General features: G+C 40.4%; 11 protein-coding genes. All 11 read right to left on the minus strand.

Translation table 11 applies throughout. The features are described from left to right. Nucleotides 1-5: 5 nt before the first annotated feature. Nucleotides 6-803, minus strand: a complete 798-nt coding sequence (locus ACIQXN_RS18445) for a TIGR00282 family metallophosphoesterase (RefSeq protein WP_402969935.1) — start codon at nt 801-803, stop codon at nt 6-8. A gap of 120 nt (nt 804-923) precedes the next feature. After that, nucleotides 924-2,483: a ribonuclease Y gene (gene rny, locus ACIQXN_RS18450; protein WP_402969938.1), complete on the minus strand. Its 1,560-nt coding sequence runs from the start codon at nt 2,481-2,483 to the stop codon at nt 924-926. Between the two features lie 342 nt (nt 2,484-2,825). Further along, the gene (gene recA / locus ACIQXN_RS18455) at nt 2,826-3,869 is read right to left on the minus strand and encodes a recombinase RecA (protein WP_402969941.1); all 1,044 of its coding nucleotides are present in this window, start codon (nt 3,867-3,869) and stop codon (nt 2,826-2,828) included. 348 nt (nt 3,870-4,217) lie between these two features. Further along, nucleotides 4,218-5,450, minus strand: coding sequence for a competence/damage-inducible protein A (locus ACIQXN_RS18460; RefSeq protein WP_402969944.1), 1,233 nt, complete (start codon nt 5,448-5,450; stop codon nt 4,218-4,220). Nucleotides 5,451-5,466: 16 nt separating this feature from the next. Beyond that, nucleotides 5,467-6,051 (minus strand): CDP-diacylglycerol--glycerol-3-phosphate 3-phosphatidyltransferase, encoded by a 585-nt coding sequence (gene pgsA, locus ACIQXN_RS18465; RefSeq protein WP_402969947.1) that lies wholly within the window; start codon nt 6,049-6,051, stop codon nt 5,467-5,469. A 180-nt stretch (nt 6,052-6,231) separates the two neighbouring features. Continuing rightward, a complete protein-coding gene (locus tag ACIQXN_RS18470) occupies nt 6,232-7,143 on the minus strand; it encodes a helix-turn-helix domain-containing protein (RefSeq protein WP_402969950.1) in 912 nt (303 codons plus the stop codon). 8 nt (nt 7,144-7,151) lie between these two features. Next, entirely contained in the window at nt 7,152-7,943 is a 792-nt protein-coding gene (locus tag ACIQXN_RS18475) for a DUF3388 domain-containing protein (protein WP_402969953.1), read from the minus strand. 245 nt (nt 7,944-8,188) lie between these two features. Beyond that, nucleotides 8,189-8,446 carry a DUF3243 domain-containing protein gene (locus ACIQXN_RS18480; RefSeq protein ID WP_402969956.1) on the minus strand — a complete coding sequence of 86 codons (258 nt, stop codon included), beginning with the start codon at nt 8,444-8,446 and terminating at the stop codon, nt 8,189-8,191. A gap of 85 nt (nt 8,447-8,531) precedes the next feature. Next, a complete protein-coding gene (gene ymfI / locus ACIQXN_RS18485; protein ID WP_402969959.1) occupies nt 8,532-9,257 on the minus strand; it encodes an elongation factor P 5-aminopentanone reductase in 726 nt (241 codons plus the stop codon). Nucleotides 9,258-9,277: 20 nt separating this feature from the next. Next, entirely contained in the window at nt 9,278-10,564 is a 1,287-nt protein-coding gene (gene yfmH / locus ACIQXN_RS18490) for an EF-P 5-aminopentanol modification-associated protein YfmH (RefSeq protein ID WP_402969962.1), read from the minus strand. Then, nucleotides 10,564-11,844 carry an EF-P 5-aminopentanol modification-associated protein YfmF gene (gene yfmF / locus ACIQXN_RS18495; protein WP_402969965.1) on the minus strand — a complete coding sequence of 427 codons (1,281 nt, stop codon included), beginning with the start codon at nt 11,842-11,844 and terminating at the stop codon, nt 10,564-10,566. Before yfmF ends, yfmH begins: the two co-directional genes overlap by 1 nt. Nucleotides 11,845-11,880: the final 36 nt, after the last annotated feature.

An 11,880-nucleotide genomic window follows, 5' to 3' on the forward strand; every position in this document is an offset into this window, starting at 1 on the left:
TCATATCAGTTATAAAATGGGTTATCTTCGTTAATCAAAATCCGCTCAATTTTTAAAGCTTTACCGGACTTAATATCAATATCTATCAATACAGCACTTAATAAGGTACGGCCAGTTTTTGGCACTTCAAATCGAACTGGCAGGCCGGTCAAGAACTTATGGATGACATTCTCTCTTCCCATACCTAGAATGCCGTCATATGGGCCTGTCATCCCTACGTCTGATACGTATGCTGTTCCTTGTGGTAAAACCCGGTTATCGGCTGTTTGGACGTGTGTATGAGTTCCCACTACAGCTGTCACTTTTCCATCGAGATACCAGCCCATTGCCTGTTTTTCACTTGTCGCTTCACCATGAAAGTCAACAAAAATGATTGGTGTCCTTTTTTGTGCTTCCTTGACGAGCTCTTCTGCTTTTTGAAACGGACAATCCAATGCCGGCATGAATGTACGGGCCTGCAGATTGATGATGGCGACCTCCTGCTGATTTACCCTTATATATTTCAGACCCATGCCTGGTGAACCCTTGGGGAAATTGGCCGGACGGACGAGATACTTCGCTTCATCTATAAAAGAAAAAATATCTCGATTATCCCACGTATGATTTCCCAATGTAACGGCTTGAGCTCCCCACTCTAGAAAACTGCGATAAATCTTTTCCGTAATTCCCCGGCCTCCTGCTGCATTTTCCCCATTAATCACTGTAATATGAGGCTGATGTTTTTCTTTAAGTTTCGGGAGATATTCTTTGACCGTATCACGGCCGAGTGATCCCACTACATCTCCTATAAATAACAATTTCATACTAAAACCCTTTCCTATATACATTTCACGTGATCAGTTTAACCGAGGTATCCACTGAAGCGCTTCATACAAAAAAATGAAAACGAAGTGGTTTTCACCACTTCGTTCTCCAAAGCCAAATCATTTGGCATATTCTACCGCTCTAGTTTCACGGATAACCGTTACTTTTATATGACCTGGGTAATCAAGTTCTTCTTCAATCCGTTTCCGGATATCACGAGCGAGTTTATGTGCCGAAAGATCATCTATTTGTTCTGGTTTCACTAGAATCCGTACTTCACGTCCGGCTTGAATCGCGAAGGATTTTTCCACTCCATCATAGGATTCGGATATCTCTTCAAGTTTTTCAAGTCTTCTAATATAATTTTCCAGCGTTTCACTTCTTGCACCTGGTCTTGCAGCTGATAAAGCATCAGCAGCCGCTACAAGTACTGAAATTATAGACGTTGGTTCAGTGTCGCCATGATGTGAAGCGATGCTATTGATGACAGTTGGATGCTCTTTATACTTAGTTGCTAACTCAACGCCGATTTCAACGTGACTGCCTTCCACTTCATGATCGATTGCTTTCCCAATATCATGTAATAAACCTGCACGACGGGCAAGTACTTCATCCTCGCCAAGCTCTGCAGCCAGTAATCCCGAAAGTTGGGCCACCTCAATAGAATGTTTTAGTACGTTTTGACCATAGCTTGTACGGAATTTCAAACGACCAAGGATTTTGATAAGGTCTGGGTGAAGCCCGTGTACACCAACTTCGAATGTTGTCTGTTCACCGATTTCACGAATATGTTCATCTACCTCACGTCTTGCCTTATCAACCATTTCTTCAATACGAGCCGGATGAATCCGTCCGTCCTGAACTAGTTTTTCAAGTGCCAAACGTGCCGTTTCACGTCTAATTGGATCAAATCCAGATAAGATGACTGCTTCAGGAGTATCATCAATGATAAGGTCAATACCTGTCAGCGTTTCAAGCGTTCGGATATTTCGTCCTTCACGTCCGATTATTCGTCCCTTCATTTCATCATTTGGAAGATTCACTACAGAAACGGTGGTTTCTGCAACGTGATCAGCCGCACAACGCTGAATGGCTAGAGATAGAACTTCTTTCGCCTTTTTATCAGCTTCTTCTTTGGCGCGGGTATCACTTTCTTTAATCATAAGTGCTACATCATGAGCAAGCTCATTTTCTGTCCGATCTATTATGATCGATTTAGCTTCTTCACGAGTCAAACCAGAGACACGTTCAAGCTCCGTTTGTTGCTTACGTACCGTCTCGTCCACTTTGCTTTCCATCTCTTCAATATGCTGTTGTCTTTGGTTAAGAGACTCCTCTTTTTTCTCTAAAAGGCTTTCACGTTTATCCAACGTTTCATCCTTCCGATCAAGATTCTCTTCTCTTTGCAATAATCGATTTTCTTGTTTTTGTAATTCGTTCCTTCTTTCACGGGATTCCCGATCTGATTCAGAACGAACCTTATGAATTTCATCTTTTGCTTCCAACAAGGCTTCTTTTTTAAGCGCTTCCGCTTCACGTTTTGCATCCTCAAGGATATGTTCAGCAGAGCCTTTTGCCCCTGCTATTTTACTCTCAAATTTTGATTTGTGAATAAAATAACCAACAACTGCACCGACGATTAGGCCAAGCAAAGTGAAGATGATTGTCATGGGTTCCATCGTTTCACCTCCCCTTGCTATGAACTTTTACATAAAATGTTGAACTGTCGGCAAGTACATTGCACATAAATTCAATATACAGCTCTTAATTTTCAAAATTTTAGTTTGAAAAATTGTAAAATATACATATTAATTGTATAGTTGAGAATTTTTATTGTCAAGCCTTTGTCCCTTGTGTATCAAGGTTTATTCAAGTTTTATTACTATGCACAGCCATTATGTATCAGTTTAACATACTAGAGGACTATAAAACCGCTTAATTTTTTGCAATTTTTCCACTTTACCAATCTTAAGGAATATAGAAAAGGCCTAAGCATAAAAAGCTTAGGTCCTTTCATACCATCAATCAAGCAGTTCAAGATGTTCCTCTTTATCATCTTCTGGAAGTTCAAACTCTCCATCTAGATTATAATGGTCTCTGATTTTCTGTGAAATCTCCTGAGCGATTTCCTTATTTTCTTTCAGGAACAATTTCGCATTTTCCCGACCTTGTCCAACGCGTTCATCATTGTATGAGTACCACGAACCACTTTTTAGGACGATATCCAGGTCTGCGCCCATATCTATGATTTCGCCTTCCTGGGAAATTCCTTGCCCATACATAATATCGACTTCAGCTTGACGGAAAGGTGGGGCAACTTTATTTTTAACGACTTTAATTTTTGTTTTGTTCCCTACGACTTCATTGCCTTGTTTTAATTGTTCTGCACGACGCACTTCAAGACGAACAGTTGAATAGAATTTCAGTGCACGACCTCCTGGAGTCGTCTCTGGATTCCCAAACATAACCCCAATTTTTTCACGAATCTGGTTAATGAAGATTGCGATAGTATTGGATTTATTAATTGCACCAGAGAGTTTTCTGAGGGCCTGTGACATCATACGGGCTTGAAGACCCATATGGGAATCTCCCATTTCTCCTTCGATTTCCGCTTTAGGAACAAGTGCGGCTACGGAGTCGATAACGATAATATCAACAGCGCCACTTCGCACTAATGCTTCCGCGATTTCAAGGGCTTGCTCACCCGTATCAGGCTGTGAAAGCAACAATTCATCAATATTCACGCCAAGTTTTTCTGAGTAAGCTGGATCTAAGGCATGCTCTGCATCAATAAACGCAGCCGTTCCGCCAGTCTTTTGTACTTCTGCTATTGCATGCAATGCAACAGTTGTTTTACCAGAACTTTCCGGTCCATATATCTCAATGACCCGGCCTCTTGGAAAGCCACCTACTCCTAATGCAACATCCAATGCTAAAGAACCGCTCGAGATCGTTGAGATTCTTCGATCAGACTGTTCTCCAAGTTTCATAACAGAACCTTTACCAAATTGTTTCTCAATTTGTTTTAACGCCATATCTAAAGCCGCTTGACGATCACTACTCACTTAAGTTCCTCCTCTATATTCAAATAATCGGAAGTCCGATTACAGATGTTCTTACGTTAGCCTATGTTTGAGGACAAGATCAATATCTTGTCTCAAAACCTATCTTAACTATATACTCTTTTTACTATTTTGCCAAGCACAAAATCGAACATTCATTCGTTTATTTCTTTTGGTTAAATCTCCATGAAAAAGCATTTCGTCTACATGAATTTTACCTTTTCTTCTTAAGTTCTCCTAATAAAATGCCTTTTTATCAAATAAACTGTTTTCTTCTTTTCCCGTAAATCTTAGAACAAAAACTCTTAACACATAAAAAAACAGAGCCTTTTAAGGAGCTCTGTTTTTACGTTATAATTCCCGCAATAAATAATGACAGCCATATTTCACACTTCGAACACGGTTTTGTGCCCTGCTTCCAGATAAATTCAACTCTTTGAAGCGGGTGTCCCCATCTCTAAAGGAAATGCCTATGAATACTGTACCGACAGGCTTACCCTCTTGTTCATCCGGCCCTGCAACGCCAGTAAAACTAATGCCTACATCCGCATCAAGCTTTTTCCGGACGTTAGAGGCCATTTCCATAGCACACTCTCCACTGACGACGCCATGATTTGAAATAGTCTCTTCACTTACGCCCAAGACATTCGCCTTTGCATCGTTCGTATAACTGACTATACCGCCTTTAAACGCTTTTCCTGCCCCTGGTATCGTCGTCAACTGCTCTTGAAACATACCGCCGGTTAAGCTTTCCGCCACCGCTATCGAAAGCTTTCTTACCGTTAACTCTTTAACCAGTTCTTTTATGAGCGAAGTATTATCACTTCCATAATAATACTGGCCGACCCGGTTAAGGATTTCCTTCTCCGCTGCTGAAATAAGCTCTTCACATTTTTCTTTTGACGTTTCTTTAGCTGTAATCCTTAGCGTCACTTCCCCTTCCGCTGCAAGGGGGGCAATTGTTGGATTCGTTTGGTTTACGAGAAGATCTTCAATCACCGTTTCTAGCTCCGCTTCTCCTATTCCATAAAAACGAAGCACCTTGGAATCAATTCGTTCATGCTTTTCAAGTCTTTTCATGATTGCTTCATATCCGTGGTTTACGAACATTGGCTCCATTTCGCTTGGAGGACCAGGAAGCAACATATATGTAATTCCAGATTTAGACAATACCATTCCCGGAGCCATGCCATGATTGTTCACCAACACCTCGCAGCCCTCCAAGACAAGGGCCTGCTTTTTATTATTTTCAGTCATTGGACGGCCACGTTTTTGAAAGTACGCTTCTATGGACTGTAGTGCATCCTCATCAAAGACGAGTTTTTTGCCAATATGGCGAGAAATCGTCTCCTTCGTTAGATCATCCTTAGTTGGACCAAGGCCACCAGTAAAGACAATTAAGTTAGCCCGTGATTCGGCAATCTCTATGGCTTGTTGTAGACGACGATCATTATCGCCAACAACTGTATGATAAAAGACATTGATACCCATTTCGGCAAACTGTTGCGATAGAAACTTTCCGTTTGTATTGTTAATTTGCCCCAAAAGAAGTTCAGAGCCTACTGCAATGATTTCTGCATCCATATCAACGACCCCTTCATTACTTAGAATTGATAAAAGCTTGCTTGTTTTTGACAAAATAATCGACACCGGACCATATTGTAAAGATAAGTGCTATCCATAGAGTAATATTCGCAAATGGAATCGAAATGAACGCAAAGGGCAGGTTATGAAGCAATAAGGCTGATATCGATACTATTTGTGCCCACGTTTTAATTTTACCTAGCTGGTTGGCCGCGACCACTTCACCAGTACCGGCTAAAACCAGGCGTAAACCAGTAACGGCAAATTCCCGACTGATAATGACGATGGCAATCCAAGACTGGCCATACATCAAATTCAAATCAACCAAAACAATCAACGCGGCCGAAACGAGTAGCTTATCGGCCAATGGATCTAAAAACTTCCCTAAATCGGTAACCAAATTATATTTTCTTGCAAAGTGACCATCGATCCAATCCGTTGTAGAAGCTATGATGAAAAGTATAGCCCCCGCTAAATGTGATACCGGCAATGTGTACTCTCCCCAAGTAAGCGTTCCCCATGAAAAAGGTACGAGCATGATGATTAAAAAAACTGGAATTAGACAGATTCTTGCTACTGTAATCTTATTAGGCAGATTCAAACTTTTAACCTCCAAAATGTACGCCTGCTTATCGGCAATGCGCTTCCATCATTGTTAAGTGGCCTATGGCCAAGTTATCCCTATGTATAATTTTACCTCAAAATCAATTGATGTATGCCGGGTTTCCTTTTCCATTTCTAAATGAAAAATAAAAGAGAAAAATAGTCATCTAAGAGATGACTATTCCGCTTTCGTAAATTGTATCGTAACCAATTGCGTAGTCATATCATTTGGTGAAATAGTATACTTAAGCTTTTCGTCATTCACAAATATTTCCGTTTCATTTGCTCTACCAACATTGATGACAGCTTCTTTTTCGTCTGTAAAATCTATTTCTTGACTATCCTTGTCCTTGATCGTTCCTTGGAAAAGTAATTTACCTTCACCATTCGTAATACCAACCCATGGTGAACCTTTAGAAGTAACTTTCAATTTGAAGGTATCTGAACCTTTCAACTCATACGTGCTATTTTTACCGCTAGAGCTGACAACGGATAATTCCTGCTCAGAATCTTCTTCTTTTTCTGCAGCTTTATCTTCGTCATCTTTTTTGTCAGCCGTATCTGTTTTTTCTTCTTCCTGCTTCTTATCTGCTTTTTCTTCTTTTTCGTTAAACTCATTGCTTTCATTGTATCCAACGGCTTCACTCGGTTTATCGCTCTTTTTATCGTTGCTATCGGAATTGCTCATACTGTTGGAAACCAGTATCCAAATCAATATAGCGACACCAATTACTACAATGACCCCTAATATCTTAGGCAACATCTCTACGAATTTTGAGTCTTTGGCCGGAATCGTCTTACGGGTCTGTACCCTTGAAAGCTGCTCAGGTAGTTCCTCGCTATAAACAGAAGGCACGTCACTCTTGAATTCTTCGAAAATGTCTTCAGGCTCTAGACCTACCGCTTCACAATACTGCTTAATGAATGCCCGTACATAAAATTTCCCGGGCATCATACTATAATTTCCCTCTTCAATCCCTACAAGATACCTTTTTTGTATCTTCGTCAGTTCTTGTAAATCATCTAAGGTAAACCCTTTGGCTTCCCTAGCTTCCTTTAATCGATTACCTAACTCAGTCAAATAAAACACCTACCATTTTAAAAGTCAAAGGATCCAAATTCCGACCCTGAAAAATGATCTTTTTGGTCCACAACTTCATATGTAATTTCTTCTTCCGGATTGTTTCTTAATTCAATAATATAATCAAAGTCTTCGAGAGTATACTCGGTATTTTGAACAAACACATCTGGATGTTCAATTACTTTGACAGCATCCAGCCTCATTATTTCACGGATAAGCTGCCAATGTTTCTCATTGGCACGACGGGTCGAGACAATACCGTCTAAAATAAACAAATTATCATTGTTGTACTCGTCCTCGATAAGTTGACTGCGAATCGTCTGCTTTAAAAGGGTAGAAGACACAAACAGCCATCTCTTATTCGCACAGACACTTGACGCAACGATCGATTCAGTCTTTCCGACTCGAGGCATTCCTCGAATACCGATTAACTTATGACCTTCTTGTTTAAATAGTTCGGCCATGAAGTCCACGAGCAATCCTAGTTCATCACGTACAAATCTGAATGTGTTTTTTTCATCAGCATCACGTTGTATATAACGGCCGTGCCTAACAGCAAGCCGATCGCGTAATTTAGGCTCTCTAAGTTTAATGACCTTTATCGTATCCATCGTATGGAGAATTGACTCGAATCTCTCTATATTTCGGCTGTCATTTGTCCTTAAAAGCAAACCTCGCCTGCCTTGGTCGACACCGTTAATAGTGATGATATTAATGGATAGCATACCGAGCAAGGATGATATGTCCCCTAATAAACCTGGACGGTTAACTTGAATTTCATATTCAAAATACCATTCTTTTTTCTCCACGATAACACTCCTTAAGCCTAGAAGCTTTTATCAAACAATCGAGTATTACTTATCCGTCATACTATTTCATCTTTTTTACTTTTTAAATGATTATTGTCTAGCTTCTATAATATAGTATTTCTTGATAAGTTAAAAGGAAAAACCCCATAAAATTCTGCAATTTTCTATAAGGAGAGCGGAAAATTTTATATAACAAATGCAAAGGGCCCTGTTACCTAGGTAACAGGGCCCTTTGCATTTAGATATTACTCCGTTCCATTGTTCTCGACTAACTTGACCATTACACTTGCCATAGCCTGTTTTTCCTGATCGCTCGCAACGGACCAAAGATCTGCAAGCACTTTCTCTTGGTCGTTTTGGGGCTCAACTTGCTTAGCAAGATAATCTCCGATTTCGAAAGCCAAGCTATTGACAGTCTCATCGTTTAAGCCTTGTTTTTCACCCTCGTTTAGTCGATCTCCCAAGAAATTTTTCCATTGATCCCAATTGTCTAATACTGACATGAGTGGTCACCCTTTCCTTCAAAATCGTACACGTCTATTTTGTGAAGGAAACGAAAAAAATATACAACTTAAAAAAATTTAATCATCAGGTGTACCATCCGCCATTTACACCCAGAATCTGCCCAGTTATATATGATGCTTTATCAGAAAGTAAATAGGAAACGGCTTCCGCCACTTCCTTGGCACTCCCCATCCTGCCCATTGGGATGTCCCCTTTAATGATTTCCAAATCCTCAGCATTAAAAGATTCCAGCATGGAAGTTGAAATCGCGCCAGGGGCGACGGCGTTTACACGAAGTCCATTTAATGATACTTCTTTGCTTAATGCCTTGATAAAGGCATTTTGCCCTCCCTTGACCATCGAATAAAGCACTTCACATGAAGCACCCGTCTGACCCCAGATGGATGTAACTGCGACGATAGCCGCCTTTTCTTGATACATTAATTTAGGCAACAATTCCTTGGTTAATTGAAAAGGGGTGGTCACATGTAGCTGAACCATTTCATTGACGATTTGCTCATTCATGTCGGATATGAGTCCATAATAACTATTTCCGCTATTAAGGACGATGGCATGAAGAGCAAATATATTTCCTACCAATTTTTTGTATCCGTCCCCGGTAGACAAATCTGCCTGAATCGGGATGAGTTCGACCTGAAATGGACGAAGTTGTTCAATTAGATCATGAATGGCTTCCTCATTGCTATTGTAATGTAAATAAAGTGAATAATTTTCTTCTGCAAGTTTTAAAGCAATTTCCCGGCCGATTCCTCCGCTAGCTCCCGTTATAAGGGCAAAACGCTTTTCCACTTTCATGCCCCCTCTATATGTTATTTAGGAAGTACCTCGCAGACAGTCGTCCTCTCCTCCGAGATGAGATCATTGGCGATTCGTGCGATATCTTCCATTGTAAGTTTCTCTAATACTGGTACCACATCAAATAAATTCATCTCATTGAAAGCATAGCGCGTAAATTGATTCGCGATATATTCGGGTGAATTCAGAGAGCGTAGGAAAGAACCAATTTTTTTCTTGATCGTCCTTTGCAGACTTTCTTCACTTAAACCGGTACCTTTTTTAGACAGTTCAAGGATGTCGAGCAAAGACTTCGTTAATTTTTCGGGGTTTGCCGTGTCTCCGCCAATTAAAGCGAAGCCAAATCCTTGTTCCTGGGTATAATCATACGAAAAGGTTTGATCGATCAAGCCCTCCTCGTACAAGCGTTCATGAATGGATGAACTTTTACCGAACAGCATTTCTAGATAGATGTTCGTTGCCAACTCGCGTTTCAAAAGTTGTTCGCCAGTTTGATGAACATCGGTAGCCTTTATGCCAATCATCACTTTCGGTGTTTGAACATTCATTTTTAAAATGTCCTTATCCTTAGCAACTGTATCTGGCTCCTTATCGAATTTCCGTTCGACTTCCGGCTGTTGCTGATAGTCTTTACTAGCTTGGTTTTCCCGGATCAAGTTCATCGTATTCTCTACATCAACCGGACCCACAACGAATAACAACATATTACTTGGATGATAAAACGTATTGTAACAATCATAAAGCATGTCTTTCGTAATATCCGCGATAGATTCAACTGTGCCCGCGATGTCGATTTTCACCGGATGTTGATGGTACATGTTTGCGATCGCACCGAAATATAAGCGCCAATCAGGATTATCATCATACATATTAATTTCTTGTCCTATAATGCCTTTTTCCTTCTCCACGGTCTTCTCAGAGAAATAAGGCTCCTGGACAAAATCTATTAAGGTCGTTAAATTCCTCTCGAACTCTGATGTACTAGAAAACAGGTAAGCGGTCCTTGTAAACGAAGTGAAGGCATTTGCTGAAGCGCCTTGCTTAGAGAATTGTTGAAACACGTCTCCATCTTCCTTTTCAAATAACTTATGCTCTAAGAAATGGGCAATTCCATCTGGTACTTTTGTAAATCCTTCTTGGTTCAATGGTTTGAAATGGCTGTCAACTGAACCGTACTTTGTCGTAAACGTGGCGAATGATTTGTTAAACTCTTTTTTCGGAAGAATATATACCTCCAATCCATTCTCCATTTTTTCATGATAAAGCTCTTCTTTTAGTTGAGAGAATTCAATTTTCTCCATTATTCCTGCACCTCCGTTCCAGATAGGAAGTAAATTGTATCAAGCTGGATCTTTTGACCGACTTTGATGATTTCTTCCTTTGTTGTCTGTTCCGTTTTTGCAAACCATTCATCGAGGGAGATATCTTGCCCCGAGAGGACATTATGATATAGAATTTCGACTAATCCCCTTGATACATCAATGGTTTCAAGAAGCTGGTTTTTAATGACCGCTTTCGTTTGTTCCAATTCCTCTTCCGAAAAATTCCCTTGTTTCATTTCGTTCATTTGTTCATGAATGATATCTATCGCCTGTTTATAGTTTTCATTTTCGATGCCAGCCATCACCATTAGAAGGCCTTTATGGCTTTCAAGTCTTGAAGCAGCGTAATAAGCCAGGCTTGCTTTCTCCCTGACATTGATGAAAAGTTTCGAGTGTGAAAAGCCACCAAAAATTCCATTAAACAGCTGGAGGGCATAGTAGTCGGGATCGCCATACGAAATATGCGTTCGATACCCCATATTTAACTTCCCTTGTTTCACATCGGCATTCTCAATGATTTCCTGTTCCTTCGCAACTTCTTTTCCTACAGTTCTTTGCAGTTGGCCCGGTACACGCTCGGGTAGAGAAATATAACGGTCAGCCAATTCTTCGACTTCTGATTCGTCGATATCTCCAATGACATACAGATCAATTTCATCCTCAGCCAGCACTTTTTCATAATAAGTAAAAAGTGATTTCGGAGTGATCGTCTCCAAGTCTTGTAAATTGCCACTCGCGTCCATTGCATATGGCTCGTCTTTGCACATTTCCTCGACAAGTCGAGTAGCGGAGTACCTCATCTTATCATCATAAATTGACTGGATGCGCTGCCTTAACGACCTGATTTCATTAGTAACCGTCTTGGCATCGAACTCCTCTCCGTTTGTTTTAGGATGAAAGATCACTTCAGATAACAAAGCGAAAGCCTTTTCTAGAAGGGGGGTCGAATCACTCAGGAACTTTTCATTGACGATATCAATCGTAAAGCTCACGACTTGATATTCCCCTTTTTTAGCTACATCGACGTAAAATCCAGCTCCATATAAATCATCTAAATAAGACCTGAGTTCGGGCGTAGTCGGATATTTACTTGTATTGCTTTGCAGCACATATGGCAATAAAGCACGGTATGTAACGGAATCCTTTTTCAAGGGTGCCTTCATTTTCAACACGAGAGTGTTTGTTTTATATTTATCCGTCCGGACAATGTGCAGCTTATATCCGCTTTTTTCTGTAACTGTATCGGATGCAATAGACATGGATTAATCCTCCTCAATATGAAATTCAATCTTATT

This window comes from Peribacillus sp. NPDC097295 (genome assembly GCF_044761665.1).
GTDB lineage: Bacteria > Bacillota > Bacilli > Bacillales > DSM-1321 > Peribacillus.

Excerpts from the sequence above, each read along its gene's own strand:
- yfmH (WP_402969962.1), bottom strand. The coding sequence starts at position 10,564 with ATGGAGAAAATTGAATTCTCTCAACTAAAAGAAGAGCTTTATCATGAA.
- ACIQXN_RS18460 (WP_402969944.1), bottom strand. The coding sequence starts at position 5,450 with ATGGATGCAGAAATCATTGCAGTAGGCTCTGAACTTCTTTTGGGGCAA.
- rny (WP_402969938.1), bottom strand. The coding sequence starts at position 2,483 with ATGGAACCCATGACAATCATCTTCACTTTGCTTGGCCTAATCGTCGGT.
- ACIQXN_RS18480 (WP_402969956.1), bottom strand. The coding sequence starts at position 8,446 with ATGTCAGTATTAGACAATTGGGATCAATGGAAAAATTTCTTGGGAGAT.
- yfmF (WP_402969965.1), bottom strand. The coding sequence starts at position 11,844 with ATGTCTATTGCATCCGATACAGTTACAGAAAAAAGCGGATATAAGCTG.
- ACIQXN_RS18445 (WP_402969935.1), bottom strand. The coding sequence starts at position 803 with ATGAAATTGTTATTTATAGGAGATGTAGTGGGATCACTCGGCCGTGAT.